Raw genomic sequence first — 21,784 nt, 5'->3', positions numbered from 1 at the left:
TACAAGGAGCGATTTCCCATGAGCAACGAACAGCTGATCATCATCGGGTCCGGCCCCGCCGGGTACACGGCCGCCATCTACGCTGCACGCGCTGGGCTGAACCCCTTGGTCTTCGCCGGCTCGGTCACCGCCGGTGGTGCCTTGATGAACACTACAGAGGTGGAGAACTTTCCCGGCTTCCCGGGCGGGATCCAAGGCCCCGAGCTCATGGACGGACTCCAGGAACAAGCCGAAAAATTTGGCGCAAGGATAGTGTTCGACGACGTCACGGAGGTTGATCTCAAGGGCCACCTAAAGCGCGTGGTCACCGGAGCCGGTGAGGCTCACGAGGCACCTGCCGTCATCCTCGCCACGGGCTCTGCCTACAAAGAACTTGGCCTGCCGGAAGAGAAGAAGCTCAGCGGCCACGGTGTGTCCTGGTGTGCCACGTGCGACGGCTTCTTCTTCCGCGAGCAGGACATCATCGTTGTGGGCGGTGGGGACTCCGCAATGGAGGAAGCGACCTTCCTGACGCGCTTCGGAAAGTCCGTAACAGTGGTCGTGCGTAAGGGGGAGCTGCGGGCATCCCGGATCATGGCCCAGCGTGCCAAGGACAATCCCAAGATCACGTTCGCATGGAACTCGGCTATTACGGCCATTCATGGTGACACCAAGGTCACCGGAGTGACGCTCAAGGACACCCGGACCGGTGAGACACGCGAACAGGCCGCTACGGGAATCTTCGTGGCCATCGGTCATTTGCCGCGGACGGAACTGGTTGCCGGACAAGTGGACCTCGATGATGAGGGCTACATCAAGGTGGATTCTCCCACCACCTGCACCAATCTTTCGGGCGTCTTCGCGTGCGGGGATGCCGTGGATCATCGCTATCGCCAGGCCATTACTGCCGCAGGCACCGGATGCTCAGCTGCACTGGACGCCGAACGCTACCTTGCTGCACTGGACGACGCCGACAGCATTGCCACGGCATTGGTCGAAGAGCCCACCCATTTCTGAGCATTACCCAACGGAGGTATGAGTAACCCATGGATGAGAACCTTCCTGTCGCTGTGATCGGTGCCGGCCCTATCGGTTTGGCTGCTGCAGCCCAATTGCTGGAACGCGGGCTGGTGCCCGTGATCTTCGAAGCCGGTCCCACGGCGGGCGCAGCCATTGAGCAGTGGCGCCACATCCGGTTGTTCTCCCCATGGCGGTTCAACCTCGACGCCGCGGGCGTCCGGTTGCTCGAACCCACTGGCTGGGAGCCGCCTCGGCCGACGGCGCTCCCTTATGGCGGGGAACTCATCGACCTCTACTTGGCACCGCTGGCTGCAACGCCGGAGATCTCGTCCCGGCTCCAGACAGGAGCCCGCGTCCTCGCCGTGACCCGGCAGGGCATGGACAAGACCCATACCCGCAGCCGTGACACTACGCCGTTCATCGTTCGCGTTGAGCACTCTACGGGCGAAGTCCGCGACCATGTCGTGGCAGCTGTCATCGATGCCTCAGGGACCTGGTCAACCCGCAACCCTTTGGGGACTTCGGGGCTGCCCGCCATCGGCGAGTTGAAGGCAACACACCGGATTTCGTCACCGCTGCCGGATGTCGTTGGTCGGGACCGGGCCTCATTCGCGGGCCGCCGTGTCCTGGTGGTCGGCGCTGGGCACTCAGCCGCCAACACCCTGATCAACCTGGCTGAACTGGCTAAGGAAGAGCCGGAAACCAGGATCCTATGGGCCGTGCGCGGTGCCTCGGCAGACAAGGTCTACGGCGGTGGTGATGCTGATGGATTGCCCGCGCGCGGAATGCTGGGATCCCGCCTCCGCCGGCTGGTAGAAGCCGGCAAGATCGAACTGCACAGGAGCTTCGGCATCAGTTCGCTGACCGATTCCGAAGGCGGCGTCACCGTCATCTCCGGTGACGGCCGTGCGGTGGTGACGGACGTCGTCGTGCCTTGTACTGGCTTCCGACCCGATCTTGAGATGCTCCGCGAACTGCGCCTCAACCTGGACCCTGCCGTTGAAGCCCCGATGGAACTGGGACCTCTTATCGATCCCGAGTTCCACTCCTGCGGCACCGTTCAGCCGCACGGGGCCAAACTGCTGGGCCACCCGGACAAGGACTTCTACATTGTGGGCATGAAGTCGTACGGCCGGGCGCCCACCTTCCTGATGGCCACCGGCTACGAGCAGGTCCGCTCGGTAGCGGCGGCGCTCGCCGGGGACCACGTGGCAGCAGATACGGTGCACCTTGAACTGCCGGAAACGGGTGTTTGCTCTTCCGGTGCAGGCACCAGCTGCGATGTTCCTGCCGGCTCGTCTGCGGCGGAAGCGATCGAGGAGGCCGTCGGCTGCTGCGGCACCCCTGAACCTGTACTGATCGGTATCCCCACCGGGCTGGCCCATGGCCGCTCCGGCGCTAACTGACCACCTCAACCAGCCGGACACGCTTAAGGGAGAATTGCCATGACGGACCATCACGAAACAGTGCTCGGGCTGCAGGACAACACCGACGTCCTGCACCGGATCAGCGGCCGACTGGCCCACCGTTTCAGCGGAGTCTTCGCGCCTGAAACAGTGGAGCGCTATGTCTTCGAGTCCTACACCGCCTTGGCCCGGACGGCTAAGATCAGCGCGTACTTGCCAGCGACCACCGAACACTTCGCCAACGACAGGCTCAGTGCCCTGGCCAAGTCCAAGAACGCCGTCGTTTCCGAGGTTCCGGAGGTGCTCTTCGTCTGTGTGCAGAACGCTGGCCGATCCCAAATGGCTGCAGCGCTTCTCAACGTCGAGTCCAAAGGAAAGATCCGGGTCCGCTCAGCCGGTTCCATGCCCGCCTCGGAACTGGACGCAACGGTGGTGGCCGTCATGGGCGAAATGGGGCTGGACCTGGGTAAGGACTATCCCAAACCACTCACGGACGATGTTGTGCGGGCCTCGGATGTGGTCATCACCATGGGGTGTGGGGACTCTTGCCCGATCTACCCGGGCAAGCGTTACGAAGACTGGGAAATCACCGACCCCGCCGGTCAACCCATTAACACCGTCCGCGAAATCCGCGATGAGATCCAAGAACGCATCAAGACTTTGGCTGCGTCCCTCACGAAAGAAGCACCGCGCCCATGACACACAACCACCCCGCAGTCCTGTTTGTCTGCAGCAAGAACGGTGGCAAATCGCAGCTCGCCGCTGGCCTCATGAGGGAGCTTGCTGGCGATCGCGTGACGGTGTATTCCGCCGGAACCAAGCCGGGAGCCTCCCTGAACGGACAAGCCGTGGAATCCCTGGCCGAAGTGGGCATTGACATCACCGGGGAGTACCCCAAACCCGTTACCGACGAGGTCCTGAGCATCGTGGACGCCATCGTGGTTCTGGGCACGGAAGCCAAGCTCGACCCGCCTGCCGGGAAACTGTTTGAAGTGTGGGAGACGGACGAGCCTTCCGAACGCGGCATCGAGGGCATGGAACGCATGCGCCTTGTCAGGGATGACATCAGCGCACGGGTCCAGAAGCTGTATGGGGAACTTGCCACCAGCGGAGAGTAGCTACACGCTGACGGTGTTCCGTTCGCGGTAACCATCAGCGGCGTAAACACCCAGAACCCGGACCTCCGTGGTGAAGAACTCCAGTTCCTCCAACGCACGGCGGAGTCGGGCATCCTCGGGATGGCCCTCGACGTCGGACAGGAACATCGTGGCCGCGAACTCGTCGCCCACCATGTAGCTTTCCAGCCGGGTCATGTTGAGCCCGTTGGTAGCGAAACCGCCGAGCGCTTTGTAGAGGGCCGAGGGAACGTTGCGGACCCGGAATACGAAACTGGTGATCGCGGGACCCGGGAGCTCGTCCTTCGTGGGAAGCTCCCGTTCGCGGGCCAGGACAACAAAGCGCGTGGTGTTGGTGGGGTCATCCTCAACCCCGGAGGCCAGGACATCCAGCCCATACAGCCCTGCGGCAAGCGGGGGAGCGAGGGACAGCTTGCGGGGATCGTTCCAGTCCCTGACTTCGCGTGCCGAACCGGCGGTGTCACCGGCGATCACGGGTTTGAGGCCGGCTTCGCGAATGATTCTGCGGCATTGCCCAAGGGCGTGAATGTGGCTGTGAACTTCCGTTGCACCCTCGATGGTGCTGCCAGGAATGCCCAGGAGGTCGAAGCGGATCGGCAGGAAATACTCGCCGACGATCTGCAGCTTCGACTGGGGGAGGAGCACATGGATGTCAGCCACTCGTCCGGCGATGGAGTTTTCAATCGGGATCATGGCCAGATCGACTTCGCCAGTGGAAACCAGTTCAAACGCGTCCTCAAAGCTGGCGCACGGAACGCTTTCGAGTTCCGGGAACATTTCCTTGCACGCGAGATCCGAATTGGCTCCCGGCTCACCTTGATACGCAATCTTTTGGGCCATGGTGCTCATGGTTACACGCGGAGCGCCCGCCGGCCCAAACGCGTCCACCGTATGACTGGACAAGATGGGCACTTCCTCTCTAGGTTCAGGGCAACGATCGGGGGCAGGAGATGGCGACTGCGACAGTGCTGGAGAAGCATAAGGAAGCGACGCTGAAAGAGCAGCGAGTTGCACGGTTCGCAGGCGTCGTCACCGGCCTGTTTACGGTGCTTTGGGCTGTGCTGTTGTCGGGTGCCTTCGGCGACTATGACGCCGCGCCCCTGCCGTGGACCATTGCGGCGCACGGAAGGAGCCTGCTGTCAGCGCTCATCGTCTACTTCTACTGTCGGCACGTGGCGCACAGGACCAGGGCGGCCGGGCTGCTCTGCTTCGTGGCCGTGGCGTTCTTCTTCGCAGACGTCGGCCTGAGCTTCCAATACAGCCCGTACTTTGGAATTGCCCTCATGGCATGGGGAGCCAGCGCCCGGCGGCCTCTATTGGCTGGTTCGGGGGTCCTGGCTCTGGGGGCAGCCATTCTCGCCAGGGTCGAGCACGAGTCCGGCGTCCTCGCGATAGCCGGGTCCGGCGTCATGATCCTCGCGACAGCACTCGCCATGCGCCCCAAGAACCCATCTATGTCGCAGCAGAGCGCGTCTTGAGGGCTCAAAACGCGCTCTGCTGCGACTCAGTTGGGAAAGGGGTTAGCCGTTGATGATCTGCGGGACACCCAAAGCCTTGAGGCCTTCGGCGCCGAACTCCAAGCCGTAGCCGGACTGCTTCGCGCCACCGAACGGGATGCGGGGGTCCACTGCGCCGTGCTTGTTGATCCACACGGTTCCGGCCTGGATGCGTGAGGCGACTTCGCGGGCGGCACCCAGGTCGGAGGACCAGACTGAGGCGCCCAGTCCGACGTCGAGCGCGTTTGCCTTGGCGACCGCCTCGTCTACGGTGCTGTACTTGATGATCGGCAGGGCCGGACCGAACTGTTCCTCGGCCACCAGCGGGTTGTCGTTGTCGATGTCGGCCACCAGCGTGGTGGGGTAGAAGTTGCCTGGCTGGTCGGCGTCGGGGTTGCCGCCGATCAGCACCCGGGCACCGGAATCGCGAGCGGCTTCAACCAGCCGTGCCACGATGTCGTACTGCTGACGGTTCTGCAGCGGGCCCAGGACGTTGTTCTCATCAAGGCCGTTGCCCATGGGCATCGCAGCAGCAACGGCAGTGAGCTCGGAGCACACGGCCTCGTACTGGGACTCGTGGACGTACAGGCGCTTGAGGGCGGCGCAGGTCTGGCCGGTGTTGATGAACGCACCCCAGAACAGGCCCTCGGCAATCGCCTTGGGGTCGGAGTCGGGCAGGACGATGCCGGCATCGTTGCCGCCAAGTTCCAGCGTGAGGCGCTTGACTGTATCGGCCGACGAGCGAATGATCGCCTTGCCCGTGGCGGTGGAGCCAGTGAACATGACCTTGCCAATGGCGTCGTGTGAGGCCAATGCTTCGCCAACATCGCGCCCACCGGAGACTACGGACAGGAGGCCTTCAGGCAGCTCCTCGTTGATGATCGCGGCCAGCGCCAGCACGGACAGGGGAGTGTATTCGGAAGGCTTGACCACCACGGCGTTGCCCATGCGCAGTGCCGGGGCGATCTGCCAGACGGTGATCATCATGGGCCAGTTCCAGGGACCAATGGCACCCACGACGCCGATGGGCCGGTAGTGCAGTTCGGCGCGGGTTTCGCCGTCGTCCACCACGGTTTCCGGATCAAGCGGCGTGGCCGCGGTAGCGCGGAGCCAGGCGGCGCAGGCGCCGACTTCGAAGCGGGCGTTGGGGCCGTTCAGCGGCTTGCCTTGCTCGCGGGAGAGCAGATGGGCCAGTTCCTCTGCGGAACGTTCGACGGCGTCGGCGGCCTTCATGAGCGCAGCGGACCGGGCGTCGTGGCCCAAGGCAGCCCACGCAGGTTGGGCGGCCTCGGCAGCTGCGATGGCGGATTCGAGGTCTTCGACAGTGTGAACAGGTGCTTCGCCGACAGCCTCGCCCGTCGCCGGGTCAAGGATGGTGCGGCTGTTCTGGCCGGGGGCCGGGGTGATCGAGGCCAGCAGGGCGTCGTAAGTCTCCATTGGTACTCCGCTCGGGTAGTAAGTCTTGGCGGCCAGTGAGGCACGCGGCGATGTTTCCAGTGTGGTCGGCGTCACGCGTCAGGGCCTTGTCGTTGGACGAACAGCCCTTGACGGGAAGCGAACGCTTTCCGTTCAGGGCGTCCTGACTGATAATCGGTCTTGTGACTCTTGCTTCCCTTGCTGCCTTCGCTGGCCTCTGCCTTGTCCTGTCCGTCACGCCCGGTCCGGATACGTTCCTGGTGCTGCGCATCGCATTGAACCGTCCCAGCGCGGGAATTGCTGCGGCGGCAGGGTCTGCAGTAGGCGCGATTGCCTGGGCGGCGCTGGTGGGCGTCGGTTTGGCCGCCATCCTCGAACAGTCCACGGAACTGTTCCGCTGGGTCAAGATCGCCGGCGGCCTGTACTTGCTGTACCTGGGCGTATCTTCGTTCATCAAGTCCCGGAAGGCGGCGAAAGCAGGCGCGGACGGGTCCGCCGCGGAGGCGCCGCTCCCGTACAGCCGGCTCTCCGCCCTGGGAGCAGGTGCCCTGTCTACGCTCCTCAACCCGAAGGTGGGCTTGTTCTACCTGGCTGTCGTTCCGCAGTTCATCCCGCACGGCGGGGACACCATGGGCACTTCCCTGATTCTGGGCGTAGTTGTTGCCGTCATTGCCTTCGCGTATCTCTCGATGATCGCCGTCGTCGCTTTCAAGGCGATGCGCTGGCTCAAGCGCCCGAAGGTGAGCACCGTCGTCGAGCGTGTCAGCAGTGGCGTGATCGCCGGGCTGGGCGTCGGCGTGGTGGCGTCGGGCGCTACGAGCTAAGGCGCTAGTTCAGCGAGATTCGCAGACGTTCTGCGCCCTCGGCACCTTCAGGCACTTGTTCCATGAGTTCCGGGTCATTGGCAAGACGACCAAGCATATTTGCCAAGTGGTCCCGTTCGGCGCGCTTGTAGGTGACGCCACGAAGGTCGGAGGCCCGGACAACAGAGGCCAAAGTGAGGAAATCGTCGATGTGTCGCTGCCGGAGGGGGTCGTTGATGATGGTCAGCGCTCCCGCTTTGCCGATGAGGCTGCCAATGATGCTGGGCCGGTTCACATGACCAGACGCTGACCCGGCTTGAACTTCGACGGTTTCGGAGCGGTCGAGCGCTTGTTGGCTGGCGGGGGCGGCAATTGTGGTCCCGCCGGTAATTCCGCGTCTCTTCTCGGCGCGTTCACCTAAATGGCGCGGGATGAGGACGTCCACCAAGGCCTCACCGCGCTGCCATCGATGCTGGTAGCCCTCGAGGGATTCTCCGGCGGATTCGAAGCCGAGCTTCACGAGGAGCTCAGTGAAATCGTGCAGCACGGTCGGGTATGCCCGGATGTCCAGCGCCATATCGGCGTCCTTGGTGGGGCGCACGTACGGGGCGCCACGCTCGATAGCGTGGAGGAAGACGGCTTGTCCGCCGACCAGCACCCACCCCTGCGGCATCGCGTTATGGATTTCGAAGACAGCTTGCCAGGCTTCCTGCTGTTCGGTGAGCATTGCGGGAAGTTCAATGGGCATGGATACTTTTGAGGATTTCGCGTGCTGCCTGCTGTTCGCGGACACCGGGCCGTTCGGCCAAGTCTGCCGCCACCACTAGTGGGGGAAGTTCGCTGGGGACTCGCTCGGCGGCGCGGAGGATGACATTTGGTCTCTTCCCAGGATAGGGCTCGACTAGGAACCAGTCCTTGACGACGTCTCTGAGGTCATCGCGTTGCACGTAGGCTTCAACCTCGGAGTTCGCCAGCAGCCCAGAGCGCGGGTGAGAGACTCCCGAGAGGTGGATTCGTTTGTCCTCCCGAAGTTCGGCGATGTCGGACGGGCTGGAAGAGAACTCGAACTTTTCTGCGCGGTTGGCCAGCCAAGCGAGAAGCTCTGGCAAGTCGGGGGAGTCCTGCAGCCGGCTGATGCGTTCTTTTAGGCGATGTTTCTCGACCGGCGAGGGGTCCAGGTGTTCAAGGAGGGAGTGCCGGGGGCTGTCGTCCCAGAAACAGGACATGAGTAGCCAGGCGCTGCGTTCGGACAATGGCCGGCCGGCGGGCTTACCCGGCCGGTACTGGGCGGCGTCGGCTTCCTCAACGATCCAGCGTCCACCGACTCGTTGACCGCGTATACGTCCGGACTGGACGAGCTGCCGCGCTCGGCTCTCGTTGACGTTGAGGCGCTTCGCCAACTCGGGGATACTCAAGGCCATTTCATAATCATATCGGTATCGCTATGAATATGTAATTGGTCATTCCTGTAGAGATTACAGATTCCTAGCGATTCCGCTACCAATCTGTAAACGGTAGATCGAGCCAATGCTGACAGTAAGCACAGGTCGCAACTCGCTGTCTAACCCGCCAGCAGGGCCAGGTAGTTATCCAACTGCCCTGCCAAGTCCTGCGAAAAGTGTTCCGCTGGGGATAGTGCCGCCACGATCTGCGCGCCGAGCATCATGTTGAGCAGGTGATCGGCGACGGCGGCGTCCCCGAGTGGGGTCTTGATCTCGCCGGCCGCCCGGGCTTCTGCCGTATGCGCGGTGATGGTGATGTGCCACTGGTTCATGGACTCGCTGTGGAGGGCTGCCATATGGGCGTCGTTGAGTGCCTTCTGCCAGAACGGGATGACGAGGCGGGCTTCGTTGACGCGTTCCTCATCCAGCGGCAGGACTTCGGTGCAGAAGGCCCGGAGCGCTGCAACTCCTGAGAGTCCTTCCGTCATGGTGGCGATGCGCTGGTTGGTGCGGTTGAACACGTGCCCGAAGGCCGAGGTCAGCAGTAGGTCCTTGGTGGGGAAGTATGGTTTTAGCGCACCGTTGGCGAAGCCGGCTTCTTCGGCGATTTCCCGCATGGTGGCGCCTTCCATGCCCAGTCTCGCGATGATCCGCCAGGTTGCGTCCACCAGTTCGAGGCGTCGTTGATCATGGTCCACAATCTTTGGCACTGTGTGGGCTCCCGGAAAAATAAATGGTGGACAGGTCTTGTGACCCATCTTACGTTTTGGTTATTCTCTACACCTATAGAAAATAAATCCTGACCATCATAGGTCCCGGACAAGAGGCAGCCATGACGCCCACAGCAACTGAGACAGTCGCCATCGAGGAAACGCAGTACAGCCTGGCAACGGTCGCCGAAATCTCCCAGGTGCAGGGAATCCTGCAGGCCGCCGGCCACCTTGGTGACGGACACCGGATCGCCTACCTTGGGCTGGTGGACCCTTCCCGCGGTGCCACCAAGCAGGACCGCCGATTCCGCGTCTTCATCCACGACATCTCCGGTGGAGCGCCCACAGACGTCCTGGTTTCGGTCACCCGCGGCGAGCTGGTGTCCGCAAAAGAACTGGACACCAAAGTTTCCGGCGAACTGCCCGTCTTGGAAGAAGAGTTCGAGGTGGTGGAGACGCTCCTCGCTACTGATGAGCGCTGGCTCGCCGCCCTCTCCGCCCGTGATTTGGACGTGTCCAAAGTCCGCGTTGCTCCCCTGTCCGCCGGGGTTTTTGAGTACGCCGAAGAGAAAGGCCGCCGCATCCTCCGCGGGCTCGCCTTCGTGCAGGACTTCCCGGAGGACAGCGCCTGGGCCCACCCCGTGGACGGGCTTGTGGCCTACGTGGACGTAGTGAACAAGGAAGTCACCCAGGTCATCGACCTCGGCGTCATGCCCATTCCGGCAGAACAGGGAAACTACACGGATCCTGAACTTACGGGCCCGCTCCGCACCACCCAGAAGCCCATCAGCATCACCCAGCCGGAGGGACCGAGTTTCACAGTTACGGGTGGCAACCACGTGGAGTGGGAAAAGTGGAGCGTGGACGTCGGCTTCGATGTCCGTGAGGGAGTTGTCCTCCACAACCTGTCCTTCGAGGACGGCGGCAAGAAGCGGCCCATCATCAACCGTGCCTCCATCGCCGAAATGGTTGTTCCCTACGGCGATCCCTCGCCCATCCGGTCCTGGCAGAACTACTTCGACACCGGCGAATACCTCGTGGGCCAGTACGCCAACTCCCTGGAACTGGGCTGTGACTGCCTGGGTGACATCACCTACCTCAGCCCGGTCATCAGCGACGCCTTCGGCAACCCCCGCGAGATCCGCAACGGCATCTGCATGCACGAGGAAGACTGGGGGATCCTCGCCAAGCACTCCGACCTCTGGACCGGCATCAACTACACCCGCCGCAACCGCCGCCTGGTGATCTCCTTCTTCACCACCATCGGCAACTACGACTACGGCTTCTACTGGTACCTCTACCTGGACGGCACCATCGAATTCGAGGCCAAAGCCACCGGCGTGGTGTTCACCAGCGCCTTCCCCGAGGGCGGCTCGGACAACATCTCCCAGCTGGCGCCCGGACTCGGTGCGCCGTTCCACCAGCACCTCTTCAGCGCCCGCCTGGATATGGCCATTGATGGCTTCACCAACCGCGTGGAGGAAGAAGACGTGGTCCGTCAGGCCATGGGCGAAGGCAACGAACGTGGCAACGCGTTCTCCCGCAAGCGCACGGTCCTGGCCAAGGAGTCCGACGGCGTCCGTGAAGCCGATGCCCGGGCAGGCCGGACCTGGATCATCTCCAACCCGGAGTCCCGCAACCGGCTGGGCGAGCCGGTCGGCTACAAGCTCCACGCAGAAAACCAGCCCACATTGCTGGCAGACCCGGGTTCGTCCATTGCGAAGCGGGCAGCCTTCGCCACCAAGGACTTGTGGGTCACACGATACGCGGACGAGGAACGCTACCCCACGGGCGACTTCGTGAACCAGCACTCTGGCGGAGGAGGCCTGCCCGGGTACATTGCCCAGGACCGCGACATCGACGGCCAGGACATCGTCCTCTGGCACACCTTCGGCCTGACACACTTCCCGCGAGTGGAGGACTGGCCCATCATGCCGGTGGACACGGTTGGCTTCAAGTTGCGTCCCGAGGGCTTCTTCGACCGCAGCCCCGTCCTGGATGTGCCGGCCAACTCGTCGGGTTCGAGCTGCCACAGCACCGCTGCTTCTGCCGAGGCGCACGGCGAGGTGCACGGCGAGTCCGCCGGGCACTGCCACTAAACCGAGGGCCAACGACATGACAATCGTCGCAGGACGGGTCCGGGCAGCCGGGCCTGTCCTGCACCCCCGGATCTGCGCGGCGCTCACCGCTGTCTCCTGCCTGGTGCATCTCTGGCTCGCCGCCTCCGGGCACCACGACCCCTGGCTCGGCGTGCTCATGATCGCCCTGGCGGCTGTGTGCGTTCCCTGCACGGTTCACATTTGGCGCCACAGCCGGGTCGGGGCGCTCCACCAGGTGACGGTTTCCGCCTTGGCCATGGTGGGACTCCATGCTGTCCTGCTGCTGGGAGCGGGCGGTTCCGGTCACGCGCATGGCGGGGGACCGGCGTCGAACGCTGTTGCTTCATCCGGCGCCGCCGGACTCTTGCTGGTCATCGGACTGGAAATCACGACGGCGTTACTCGCCGCCACGCTGGTGGCGCGGCTTCGGCGCCGGGCGGCCGTGGCATCCTGACCCTCATTGCCGCAACCACAACCGGGAATCAACCCGTGGTGGTTGCAGGCGGACACTCGTGGATCCAAAGAGGGTCAGGAGCCCACTCCACCCGCCTTGTATTTGAAACCCCCGGTGCCACAATTGACCCATGGCCGCAGCGTGGTCCATTCGTGAGGGGTTCCGCAGCGGGCCTGACCCGGGTGCCCTGCGCCGCCCCTTGTTCTACGCGGCCCTGGTTGTCTTCGCAGTCGTAGTCCTGGCCGAGGTGGGGATGTCGCTCCTGCTGGGCCAGGCCGCCGTCGAGCCCGTTTCCGCAGCCGAGGCCAACAAGCTGGGTGTTCCGTTGGAAGTCTTCCTCAAGACGCAACGGGCTGACGCCGATCCACCCGGTGCCGGGATTGGTTTTTTGGCATTCCTGGACGGGCTCTTGCTGTTTACCGTGGTCATGCTGGGGCTCAGCCTCATCATGGATCTGCGAACCTACGGGCGCATTCAGGGCCTGGCCACCCTGATCGTGACCCAGCTGTGGGTCATCGCTGCATTCCTGGCCGCGATGCTGGCGCTGGCGAAGTTGTTCCTCATGATGGGGCTCTTTGTGTCAGCACCGTTCGGAACCATCGCGTACCTGGCCCTTTGGGGGAGCTTTCCCAAAGGGCAGGCTGCGGCCATCCTGGGGCTGCTTCTGATGCTTAAGATCGTGTTCGCAGTACTGCTGATCCTCAGCCAGCCGAAGTTCCTCAAGGTCACAGGCTTGGTTGTGTTGCTGGTGGTGTCAGTGCTCCTTCAGGTAATCCTGGGGATCATTCATGGATTCCTGCCCGGTCCGCTCGTGTCCATTGGCGACCAGTTCTGGGCGCTGATCACGGTAGTGGTGGCGCTGGTATGGGCGCTGATCATGTTGATCGCCTCCATTCCGGCGATCATCAACGCCCTGCGCGTGAGCGGTTCCGCGGGGGACTAGGCGCGGGGGACCAGGAAGGAACAAGCGAAAGCCGCGTCAGCTTGTCCGGATTGGAAAGCTGGCGCAACTCCCGGATGCTCCCGTCCGGTCCGGCATCGAACGTCACGATGTCAGCGCGGCCGTGATGCCTCAGTACCAGTGCCGCGTCGCCGTTCACCTCGACGATTTCGGCGCGGACCGGCCGCACGGGATCGAAAACCACCGCTTTGCCGAGGATGCCCGAAAAGAAGCGCGCGATCCTCGCTGCCCCGAACAGCGGGTTCATTGCGCTCTTGACCTTGCCGCCGCCGTCGGCCCACAGTACGGCGTCCCGGTGGAGCAAACCCACAACCGTGTCAATGTCACCTTGTTCGATGGCATGCACCAGCTTCTCCAGGACTGCGCGGTCCTTCGCCCGCGGAGCGGGTGCATCCGGGTCGATGTCCAGGCGGCGTTCAGCCCGTGAAATCATCTGGCGCACGGTGGCGGGCGTCTTTTCCAGGATGTCCCCGATTTCCGGGGCGGACATCCCGAAAGCGCGATGAAGTACCAGCGCCGCCCGGGCTTCCGGCGCCAGTTGCTCGGCCAGATGCAGAAGGGTCAAGGACAGCAGCTCGCGGTTGGCCACGGTCTCTTCCGGAAGGACGGACGCATCCACCGGCTCGGGCAGCCATGGGCCCGTGTAATCTTCCCTGATGGCGGCGAGCTGGCGGACCCTATCGACGGAGCGCCGCACGCACACCGTAGTCAGCCATGCTGGCCAGGAATCCACAGAGGCTTCCGCCTTACGTTCCTGCCGTACGGCGTCGATCGCGACCTCAGAGACGACGTCCTCGGCATGGCCGAAGTCGCCCAGCATCCGGTATGCGATCCCCAGCAGACGGTTCCGTTCGCTCTGCCACGCCACAGTGGCCGACACCGCAAGGGTCATGCCATCCACGCTACCCCTCAGACCAGCGGGTTCTTCTCATCCAGGGGCGGCTCCATCTGGGTGGTGATGGCAATCCGGTTCCAGACGTTAATGGTGGAGATGGCCAGGATCAGACCGCCCATCTGGCTGTCGTCGAAGTGCGTGGCCGCCGCGTTCCAGATTTCGTCCGTCACGGTGTCGGGGCCCAGCTGCGTCACGGCGTCCGTGAGGGCCAACACTGCCTGCTCGCGTGCATCGAAGAACACTTTCGAGTGCTGCCACGCTGCCACGGCATGCAGCTTGCGGGCGGGGATCCCGCGCTTACGGCCATCAGTGGCGTGCATGTCCACGCAGAAACCGCAGCCGTTCAGGATGGAAGCGCGAAGCTTGATGAGTTCGTACAGATCGGGATCGACCGATTTGCGGGCATAGCCTTCCAGCCCGATGACGGCGGCGTAGCCGAGCTTGTTGCTGCGTCCGATATTGATGCGGGTCATGGTGTTTTCCCTTCAGTGATGGAGTCTTACATCAGGGATGTCGTCAGCGGGTCCCGAAGTGTGACAGGCCTTGTTAGAGTCAGTCCGTGCGCGCAGTAGTTTTTGATGAAGTCCGGACCCAGCCCGACGTGCGGGAGGTCGCCAAGCCCGAGGCTCCCGTTGGCGGGGTGGTAGTGAAAGTACTGGCCACGGGCATGTGTCGGAGTGACTGGCACGCGTGGGCCGGCCATGATGACATTGCCATGCCGCACATCCCGGGCCATGAGCTTGCCGGTGTGATCGACGCCGTCGGGGATGGCGTCCGGCGATGGAAGGTCGGAGACCGCGTCACCGTCCCCTTTGTCTGCGGGTGCGGCACCTGCGAATGGTGCCTGGCCGGCGACGCGCAGGTCTGCCCGGACCAGCAGCAACCCGGCTTCACCCACTGGGGATCCTTCGCTGAGTACGTCGCCCTGCACGCTGCCGACAGCAACCTTGTGGCCATCCCGGACAGTATCGAATTCGCGACGGCGGCGAGCCTCGGCTGCCGCTTCGCCACGGCGTACCGTGCGTTGGCGGCCCGTGCGCAGGTCAAAGCCGGTGAATGGGTGACCGTGGTGGGCGCGGGAGGCGTAGGGCTAAGCGCTGTGATGATCGCGAAGGCCATGGGAGCCCGGGTCATTGCGGTGGACCGGAACCCGGAGGCACTGGCTGTGGCCGCCCGCGTGGGTGCAGATCATACTGTCCTCGCGGATGGATCGGACATCCCTGCCGCCGTCAACGCCCTCTCCGGCGGAGGCACCCACGTGGCGGTAGACGCCGTCGGAAGTGAACAGACCTGCGCCGATGCGATCCTCAGCCTTCGCAGGCGGGGGAGGCACGTCCAGATCGGGTTGCTGCCGTCCATCGACGGAAACCCGCAAGTGCCGATGGCACGGGTGATCGGCTGGGAACTCGACCTGCTGGGCAGCCACGGTATGGCCGCGACGGACTACCCGGGCATGATGTCGCTCATTGAACAGGGCGCACTTCAGCCCCAGCTGCTGATCGAACGCACTATCGGGTTGGCGGCCGCCGCGGAACTGCTGCCCGGCTTTGATAAGGCCAACCCTGCCGGTATGACCATGGTGGACCCTGCCCTCTAGCTGGCAGGTCCCTCTGCCGGCCGGTTCCGGTACGCGGCGAGGTAGGTGGAGATGCGGCGCACCGCTTCCTCGATGTCTCCCACGTCCGGCAGGATCACGAAGCGGAAATGGTCCGGCGTGGGCCAGTTGAAGGCAGTGCCGTGCGAGACCAGGATCTTCTGCTCTTGCAGGAGTTGCAGGACAAACTTCTCGTCTGAAGCGATGGGGTAGATCTCCGGGTCCAGGCGGGGAAAGAGGTACATGGCGCCGGCAGCCGGAACGCAGCTGACGCCCGGGATCGCGGTCAACAATTTCCAGGCGAGATCCCGTTGCTCGCGCAGGCGTCCGCCGGGACGGATGAGGGCCTCGATGCTTTGGTAGCCGCCCAGGCAGGTTTGGATGGCGTGCTGGGCCGGAACGTTGGCGCACAGCCGCAAGGATGCCAGCAGTTCCAGGGACTCACGGTAGGCCGCCGTCGCAGTCAACGGCCCGGTGACGGCAACCCATCCGGCCCGGTATCCGGGCATGCGGTACGCCTTGGACAGTCCGCTGAACGTCAGGACACACACGTCCTCTGCCACCGCCGCAGTGTGGATGTGTGGGGCGTCGACGTAGCGGATCTTTTCGTAGATCTCATCGGAGAACAGGACAAGATCGTGTTTCCGGGCAAGGGCTGCGAACTGGTCCAGGATGTGCCGGGGGTAGACGGCGCCGGTGGGGTTGTTCGGGTTGATGATGACAATCCCACGCGTACGCGGGGTGATCTTCGCTTCGACGTTGGCCATGTCCGGCCACCAGTTCTCCTCCTCATCGCAGAGGTAGTGCACTGCCTGGCCACCGGTGAGCGTCACGGCAGCAGTCCAGAGCGGGTAGTCCGGGGCAGGGATGAGGATCTCGTCGCCGTTTTCCATGAACGCCTGCAGGGTCATGGAAATGAGCTCGCTGACGCCGTTGCCGATGAAGACGTCTTCGACGCCGATGGTCATCAGTCCGCGGGTTTGGTAGTACTGCGAGATGGCTGTGCGGGCGGAGAAGATGCCCTTGGAATCGCTGTAGCCCTGAGCGCCGCGGAGGTGGTGGATCATGTCCACCACCACGGACTCCGGTGCCTCCAGCCCGAACGGTGCGGTGTCCCCGAGGTTCATCTTGAGGATGCGGTGTCCCTCGGCCTCCATGGCCTTGGCCGCTTGGAGGATGGGACCGCGGAGTTCATAGCGGACGTTCTGGAGTTTGCTGGAGTGCTGCATCGGACGCATGGTTGATCTTTTCATGGCGTCGGCCCCAGCGGGCAAACACGTCTCATCGTTGCAGCCTCAGCACGCATGCCTGCGGATTGGTCATGCAGATGTTTGGCAGGGGATCGAAGATGGGGCTCAGCCGTGGCTCCGTCCGCACCAGGACCAACGCGTTCTGGCTGACCTTGCTGCCGACGTCAGGGTTCACCCCCACCACGATGCAGGGCCTGAAGAGCGGCTCAAAGGCGGACGAGAAACACTGGGATCCTTGCGTGAAGTCCAGTTGCAGCTTGGCGGCCTGGAAAGCCGCCCGCGCATCCTCGATGCGCTGCCCCAGCACGTCCGGCACGGTGGCCCTTACCGGCACCGCGATTTCCAGGTTCACCGTGCTGCCGCGGCCCACTTTCCCGCCGCCGGCCGGGGTCTGGTTCACCACCGTTCCCTCCGACTCAGTGCTCTCAGTCTGCGAAGTGGTGGCTGTGAAGCCCGCATCGGTGATGATCTTCACCGCTTCGGCCTGCGGCTTGGTTTTCACATCGGGAACGTTGGCGTCCTTGAAGATGAAGAACAGGATCAATCCAACAACAGCCAGCAACACCACCCCGCCGATGATCACCCACAACCACGGGAAGGGCCGCGGCGGCTTGGGTTTTTCGGCTGCGGGAACGGCCAACGTGACTACGTGCGCCTGGTCTGCGTAGTCTTCCGGGGCGTCGTCGGCGGAGTAGGCGATCAGCTTCACAGGGTAACTGCCTTCAGGGGCGCCTGCGGTGTCGAAGCTGACCACGTACTGCTCGGTGGCCCCGGCAGCGATGGTCCGCAGCGGATTGGGGATGGTGGCGTACGTTTTCGACGGCGGATTGGTCACCTGCCCGGGGAACGCGCCGAGCACTACGCGCTCGGCTTCGGTGGAGCCGTTGGTGACGGATGCGGTGAGCGATCCTTTGCCGTCCTTGAGGACCACGTCGGGGGAGCTCAACGTCATGGTGATGGTGGTCATGGCACAACAACTCCTGGGATGGCGGTTGATGGATTCGGCGTGCAAAGGTTCATCTCAGCCTCCGGCATCATGGATCTGCAGCACGCAGGCCCCAATCACCCGACAGGCGATGCCCAGCTGTCCGCCGGCGGTCCCGAACGTGATGTCCACTGTCTCCCCGGGGTCGGCGGCCTGTTCGGCACGTGTGCCCTGGACGAACAAAGCAACAGTCACGGGCTGCTGTGGTGCGAGCCTGGCCCGTTTGGTGGGTGGCCCGAAGTCGAAGAGGCCGCCCCCGAATTCCTTGACATTCAATACGCAGGCGCCTGTTACCACCAGCTGCGTATCGGACGCCGAACAAGAGCCACTCTGCAGCGACAAGTCCGCCGCAGTGAGCTTCGCGGCCACCGATGTACCGGAGAAACTGCCCTGCCAGTCAGCGGCGGCGTCATCGTTGCCACCGCCGCAGCTGACACCGAACACCAGCACCAGGACCGCGATCACGCCACAAGCGATCACCACCAGGATGGGTGTCCGGTTCTCCTTATTCACCGCTCCGCACCTCGATCTCATCGGTCACGTGCGCCGGTTTCACGCCTTTGACGATCCTCCGGATCAGTTCCAACTGCCCGGCTGCGGCCGCGGGGACCAGCACCTTGATGTGGAACGCGCCCGGGACGGATTCGACGTCGAAACCCGGCACTCCCGTGGCGAGGTGCAGGAAGCGGGTGAGCCCGTCGACGGTTCCCCGCCGCGAGGAGAGCTGCGCTGCGGCGGCGATCAGGTCCCGCTGGCGTGTGATGGGAACCGCGCCGGATCCCCCGGCGGCACCTTCTGCCCCGGGGAGCGTCAACCAGTCAAGATCCACCCAGCGCGACAAGAAGGGAATCAACGACGCCGGTGCCCGCCCCGGATCCGGAACGGTATGGAGCCGGTCCAGGACCTGCCGGACGGGCTGGTGCATGTCCTCTGCCACGGCAAGAAGCGCCTGCATGGGGGCGCTGGTATCGGCGGCCACCTGGAACACTTCCGGGAGGACTCTGAGGAGTCTTGATGTTTCGGAAGGTCTATTCATGTCCGTGGACCATCTCGATCCTGTGATCACCGGAGCAGAACAGCCACGTATCCGGCAGCGTCACCAGATCGTCCACCACCCGCCGCGTGCAGCTTTCCCAAGTGACGGCGTCGTCTTTGCTTCTGTAGACACCTTTGGGCCCGGCGGCCAGCACCAGGACCTGGCCGCCGTCCAGAACAGCGCCCGACACTGAGCGGACCGGCTCAAACCGGGTCCGGTCCCGCAACGGCAGCTTGCAGTTCACATCAGGGACACTCCACTGCGCCGATGCCTGGCCAAGCTGCAGCCGAAGCACACCGCCGCTTTGTGTCGCGGCATAGGCGGCCTTGCCCATCACGTGCACGCCCCAACAACTGCCTCCTGTCCATCCGGCGCTGAACTGCTCCCACGAGTCCATGAACGATTCGTCAAAATCTGTTCGGCCCAGTTCGTCGATTTTCAGCCGCAGGCATCCCGTCCCGGCGCCCTCCGGCACTGCGCGGCCGAGCCACACATAGCTCGCGCCGCCGTCGTACTGGACTGTCATGCAGCGGATGTCCTCGCCCGCCGCCTTCACCTGTTTGAAGGTTCCTGCCGTTCCGGCGTCGGGGGAGAGCCACACACCGGCGGAGGCCTCGGCGGCCACCACCACTCCGGTCCTGCCCCGCACATCCACCAGGGCATCGACGGCGTAGAAACCGCGGTCTGGCTGGCTCGTGTCCACCACGTTTTGCACCGGAATGGCACCCGGGCTCACGGGAAGTTCATAGAGACCCCGCTCGCCGGCCAGCAGCAACAGCGGCTCGCCTTGCCGATCCACCCAGCACAAATCGGCGACGACGAAACCCAGCTCTGCTGCCTTGCGCCAGGATTCGCCGAGGTCGTCGCTGATATAAACACGGGAGCCCGTGGCCGTGACGGTGCTGACGGCCACCATTCCAGGGTGCTTCTCGGGACCGACACGACCCGGCGCGGGCGAACGGAACGGCGCGATGGAGCGGACTGTTTCCTCAGTGTCGGCTGTGTCCCCGAACTCTGCGCAGGCTTCCCAGCCGTTGGCGGCGTTCGTGGTGCGGAACAACGTGCTGCCCTGGGCCACGAACCATGTGTTGTCCTGGCCTTCGGCCTGCACCAGCGCCGTGGCATCGGTGTCCGGAACCTTGTCCACTTCCAGCGTCACCCGGTCCACGTACTGCACCCCGGGCTCGGCTTCCTCCATGGCCCGGTACAGGTTGGAAACGCGCAGGGGCTTGCCGAACCCCGACCCGTAGCTTGAAGGATCCGGGCTCAACGGGCTGATTCCTTCAGAGAGACGGCCTACGATCCTTGACTTCACGGCCTCGGCATCCTCGTCGGGTCGGACAACGATCCTCGCGTCCACCAGCACCTGCTTGTAGAGCCCCCAGCGCACCACGGGTTCGGCGCCGACAGTGGAGCGCCTGCGGAGGTACTGTTCCACCTCCAGCCGTACTTCGTCCCGGGCATGGGCCACGAGTTCGGCAGCCCTGAGGGGCCTTTGTGCCGCTGTCCGGCTTCCGGCTGCCCCGCTTCCCGCTGCCCCACTTCCCGGGACGAACGGCACCAGCACGACTTCCACTTCGCCGGGTCGGGCGAACGCCCACAGCTCCTTTCGAGTGAAGGCGCGCGCACGGCCCACGCCGCCGTGCCGCAGGGCCAGGACCTCGTAGTCGCGGACGGTGACAGCCCGGTCGCGGGCATGAAAATCCTGCGGGGCACGCCTCAGCGCGTTCTCCAAGGATTCGCCATCGCGGCCGCCGGTGGCCGGTTCCGGATTGGTGACCTTGGCACCCGGAACAGGGGAGCGCAGCACCGTGAGCTGGCCGGCACCGACGTTCCCGCCAGAGCCCCCGCCGCTGCGATACCAGGCCCTGACTTCGGCGCCCGGGGCAGGTACCTGGCTTTGGCCTGTCCGCCCTGTGGACTCCTCGTCCCACCACGCGAACATGGCGACGCCGGCACTCCGGTCTATCCGCACCGGCATCTCCCCGGGTCTCGCGTCGGCGAACGCCTCCACCTCCTGGCAGTACCTGAATGTCTTCCCGTCCACCAGCACCGCCTCGCCGCTGCTGAGCCGCGTCCCTGCCGGAACCTCGACGGCGATTGCCAGACCGGCGCCCGAGACTATCGGAGCGTTGGGGATCACCAGGCTCTGGCCGGGTCTGCCGGTCCCCGTACCGATAGGGATGGCGTCGTATAAGGCGACATCGGCTGCGGGGACCAGGACGGTGGTCTTGCCGGCCGCCAACGTGGCTGCCGCCGTCGTCGTAAATACGGGTTGGGGTGAGCCGGGGACGCCCGGTGGGCAACTGACCTGGGTACCGCGGGGGATACGGATTTCCTGCTCTGTTGCTGGGCCTGCGGCAGAGGCGCGGCTGAATTCCAGCATTGTTTCGGCCGTGCTGGGCGGATAGAGAGACGTGCCCAGCAGGTTCAGGTACACGGCGTAAAGCTTGTCCGGCACGCGGTTGAGCCGGTACATGAGCGTGTCCGTGAGGTAGGCGAAGGCCTCGATGATGGTGATGCCGGGGTCGTGGACGGAGAGGTCGGTCCATTCCGGGGCGATCTGTTGGATGCGCTCTCGGGCGCCGGCCACCAGATCCGCGAAACTGCGGTCGTCCAGATTGGGCACGGGGATACTCATACTGCACCTCCGGATTCCACGGGCAGGATGATGGCGATTTCGTCCTCAAGCTGGGTGTTCCGTACACGGTATTTCAGCCTGACTTCGAGCACTTCGGGCTCCTCCGGCGACCTCGAGGCATCCAGGGACAGGACAGTGATGCGGCGCTCCCACTGCTCAACCGCCCTTGCCACATAGTGGATCGCGAGGCCGGCCGTGGTGTCGTCGGCCGGTGCGAAGGCCAAGCGGAACAGATGACACCCGTACGTCGGGCGGTTCACGCGCTCGCCGGGCCTGGTGCTGAGCAGGAGGAGCAAGGCTTGCCTCACGGACGCCGCGTCCGTGACGGTGGCGAGCCTGCCCGCTGGGGTCAGCCGCAGCCCGGGAATGCCTGCGGTGGCGTCGAAATCCGGGTGGATGAAAGCCACCGACTTATACCGTGGGGAGCTCATGGCTGGTGCCTTTCATGGCTGGTGCCTTTT

The 21,784-nt window shown here is 64.1% G+C and carries 23 protein-coding genes; 10 read left to right on the top strand and 13 right to left on the bottom strand.

The features are described 5' to 3' along the window. Window positions 1-18 precede the first annotated feature (18 nt). Genes trxB through N7568_RS16000 form a run of 4 tightly spaced genes read left to right on the top strand, consistent with a single transcriptional unit; the run spans window position 19 to window position 3,523 of the window. Window positions 19-996 (top strand): thioredoxin-disulfide reductase, encoded by a 978-nt coding sequence (gene trxB / locus N7568_RS16015; protein WP_261610784.1) that lies wholly within the window; start codon window positions 19-21, stop codon window positions 994-996. A gap of 29 nt (window positions 997-1,025) precedes the next feature. Further along, window positions 1,026-2,405, top strand: a complete 1,380-nt coding sequence (locus tag N7568_RS16010; protein ID WP_261610783.1) for an NAD(P)-binding domain-containing protein — start codon at window positions 1,026-1,028, stop codon at window positions 2,403-2,405. Between the two features lie 39 nt (window positions 2,406-2,444). Continuing rightward, on the top strand, window positions 2,445-3,104 hold the full coding sequence (locus tag N7568_RS16005; RefSeq protein WP_261610782.1) for an arsenate reductase ArsC: 660 nt from the start codon (window positions 2,445-2,447) through the stop codon (window positions 3,102-3,104). Next, on the top strand, window positions 3,101-3,523 hold the full coding sequence (locus N7568_RS16000; protein WP_261610781.1) for an arsenate-mycothiol transferase ArsC: 423 nt from the start codon (window positions 3,101-3,103) through the stop codon (window positions 3,521-3,523). The genes N7568_RS16005 and N7568_RS16000 overlap by 4 nt, the downstream gene beginning before the upstream one ends. On the opposite strand, the gene N7568_RS15995 is transcribed toward N7568_RS16000, so the two are convergent. After that, window positions 3,524-4,381, bottom strand: a complete 858-nt coding sequence (locus tag N7568_RS15995; RefSeq protein WP_261610900.1) for a prephenate dehydratase — start codon at window positions 4,379-4,381, stop codon at window positions 3,524-3,526. A 110-nt stretch (window positions 4,382-4,491) separates the two neighbouring features. On the opposite strand from N7568_RS15995, the gene N7568_RS15990 reads away from it, so the two are divergent. After that, complete coding sequence (locus tag N7568_RS15990; protein WP_261610780.1) at window positions 4,492-5,019, top strand: hypothetical protein; 528 nt, start codon at window positions 4,492-4,494, stop codon at window positions 5,017-5,019. A 42-nt stretch (window positions 5,020-5,061) separates the two neighbouring features. Here N7568_RS15990 and N7568_RS15985 read toward each other — a convergent pair whose 3' ends face one another. Further along, entirely contained in the window at window positions 5,062-6,474 is a 1,413-nt protein-coding gene (locus tag N7568_RS15985; protein ID WP_261610899.1) for an aldehyde dehydrogenase family protein, read from the bottom strand. 161 nt (window positions 6,475-6,635) lie between these two features. On the opposite strand from N7568_RS15985, the gene N7568_RS15980 reads away from it, so the two are divergent. Then, window positions 6,636-7,277 (top strand): LysE family translocator, encoded by a 642-nt coding sequence (locus N7568_RS15980; RefSeq protein ID WP_261610779.1) that lies wholly within the window; start codon window positions 6,636-6,638, stop codon window positions 7,275-7,277. A 4-nt stretch (window positions 7,278-7,281) separates the two neighbouring features. On the opposite strand, the gene N7568_RS15975 is transcribed toward N7568_RS15980, so the two are convergent. The 3 genes from N7568_RS15975 to N7568_RS15965 form a co-directional block, all read right to left on the bottom strand. Beyond that, the gene (locus N7568_RS15975; protein WP_261610778.1) at window positions 7,282-8,004 is read right to left on the bottom strand and encodes a hypothetical protein; all 723 of its coding nucleotides are present in this window, start codon (window positions 8,002-8,004) and stop codon (window positions 7,282-7,284) included. Then, the gene (locus N7568_RS15970) at window positions 7,994-8,677 is read right to left on the bottom strand and encodes a helix-turn-helix domain-containing protein (RefSeq protein ID WP_261610777.1); all 684 of its coding nucleotides are present in this window, start codon (window positions 8,675-8,677) and stop codon (window positions 7,994-7,996) included. The genes N7568_RS15975 and N7568_RS15970 overlap by 11 nt, the downstream gene beginning before the upstream one ends. 140 nt (window positions 8,678-8,817) lie before the next feature. Continuing rightward, window positions 8,818-9,408 (bottom strand): TetR/AcrR family transcriptional regulator, encoded by a 591-nt coding sequence (locus N7568_RS15965; protein ID WP_261610776.1) that lies wholly within the window; start codon window positions 9,406-9,408, stop codon window positions 8,818-8,820. A gap of 122 nt (window positions 9,409-9,530) precedes the next feature. Here N7568_RS15965 and N7568_RS15960 point away from each other — a divergent pair, with 122 nt between their 5' ends. The 3 genes from N7568_RS15960 (at window position 9,531) to N7568_RS15950 (ending at window position 12,904) form a co-directional block, all read left to right on the top strand. Next, window positions 9,531-11,507, top strand: a complete 1,977-nt coding sequence (locus tag N7568_RS15960; protein ID WP_261610775.1) for a primary-amine oxidase — start codon at window positions 9,531-9,533, stop codon at window positions 11,505-11,507. A 16-nt stretch (window positions 11,508-11,523) separates the two neighbouring features. Continuing rightward, a complete protein-coding gene (locus N7568_RS15955; protein ID WP_261610774.1) occupies window positions 11,524-11,961 on the top strand; it encodes a hypothetical protein in 438 nt (145 codons plus the stop codon). 130 nt (window positions 11,962-12,091) lie between these two features. After that, window positions 12,092-12,904: a hypothetical protein gene (locus tag N7568_RS15950; RefSeq protein WP_261610773.1), complete on the top strand. Its 813-nt coding sequence runs from the start codon at window positions 12,092-12,094 to the stop codon at window positions 12,902-12,904. On the opposite strand, the gene N7568_RS15945 is transcribed toward N7568_RS15950, so the two are convergent. Beyond that, entirely contained in the window at window positions 12,867-13,814 is a 948-nt protein-coding gene (locus N7568_RS15945) for a sigma-70 family RNA polymerase sigma factor (RefSeq protein WP_261610772.1), read from the bottom strand. The genes N7568_RS15950 and N7568_RS15945 overlap by 38 nt on opposite strands. 17 nt (window positions 13,815-13,831) lie before the next feature. Continuing rightward, window positions 13,832-14,290: a carboxymuconolactone decarboxylase family protein gene (locus tag N7568_RS15940; protein ID WP_261610771.1), complete on the bottom strand. Its 459-nt coding sequence runs from the start codon at window positions 14,288-14,290 to the stop codon at window positions 13,832-13,834. A gap of 86 nt (window positions 14,291-14,376) precedes the next feature. Here N7568_RS15940 and N7568_RS15935 point away from each other — a divergent pair, with 86 nt between their 5' ends. Further along, window positions 14,377-15,414 (top strand): zinc-dependent alcohol dehydrogenase family protein, encoded by a 1,038-nt coding sequence (locus tag N7568_RS15935; RefSeq protein WP_261610770.1) that lies wholly within the window; start codon window positions 14,377-14,379, stop codon window positions 15,412-15,414. Here the strand turns inward: N7568_RS15935 and N7568_RS15930 are convergent. From N7568_RS15930 to N7568_RS15905, 6 genes are read right to left on the bottom strand one after another with little or no spacing between them, the layout of a single operon-like run. Continuing rightward, a complete protein-coding gene (locus N7568_RS15930; protein ID WP_261610898.1) occupies window positions 15,411-16,649 on the bottom strand; it encodes a pyridoxal phosphate-dependent aminotransferase in 1,239 nt (412 codons plus the stop codon). The two genes, N7568_RS15935 and N7568_RS15930, sit on opposite strands and share 4 nt — an antisense overlap. Window positions 16,650-16,692: 43 nt before the next feature. After that, entirely contained in the window at window positions 16,693-17,628 is a 936-nt protein-coding gene (locus tag N7568_RS15925; RefSeq protein WP_261610769.1) for a PASTA domain-containing protein, read from the bottom strand. Window positions 17,629-17,682: 54 nt separating this feature from the next. Further along, window positions 17,683-18,159 carry a hypothetical protein gene (locus N7568_RS15920; RefSeq protein ID WP_261610768.1) on the bottom strand — a complete coding sequence of 159 codons (477 nt, stop codon included), beginning with the start codon at window positions 18,157-18,159 and terminating at the stop codon, window positions 17,683-17,685. Next, the gene (locus N7568_RS15915; protein ID WP_261610767.1) at window positions 18,152-18,682 is read right to left on the bottom strand and encodes a phage tail protein; all 531 of its coding nucleotides are present in this window, start codon (window positions 18,680-18,682) and stop codon (window positions 18,152-18,154) included. Before N7568_RS15915 ends, N7568_RS15920 begins: the two co-directional genes overlap by 8 nt. Further along, on the bottom strand, window positions 18,675-21,323 hold the full coding sequence (locus N7568_RS15910; protein ID WP_261610766.1) for a baseplate J/gp47 family protein: 2,649 nt from the start codon (window positions 21,321-21,323) through the stop codon (window positions 18,675-18,677). Before N7568_RS15910 ends, N7568_RS15915 begins: the two co-directional genes overlap by 8 nt. Continuing rightward, a complete protein-coding gene (locus N7568_RS15905; RefSeq protein WP_261610765.1) occupies window positions 21,320-21,754 on the bottom strand; it encodes a GPW/gp25 family protein in 435 nt (144 codons plus the stop codon). Before N7568_RS15905 ends, N7568_RS15910 begins: the two co-directional genes overlap by 4 nt. Window positions 21,755-21,784: the final 30 nt, after the last annotated feature.

The sequence above is a fragment of the Paenarthrobacter aurescens genome, assembly GCF_025421775.1.
GTDB classification, from domain to species: domain Bacteria; phylum Actinomycetota; class Actinomycetes; order Actinomycetales; family Micrococcaceae; genus Arthrobacter; species Arthrobacter aurescens_B.
Note: the sequence above shows the minus strand (reverse complement) of the source record. Positions and strands in the feature narration are given on the sequence as shown.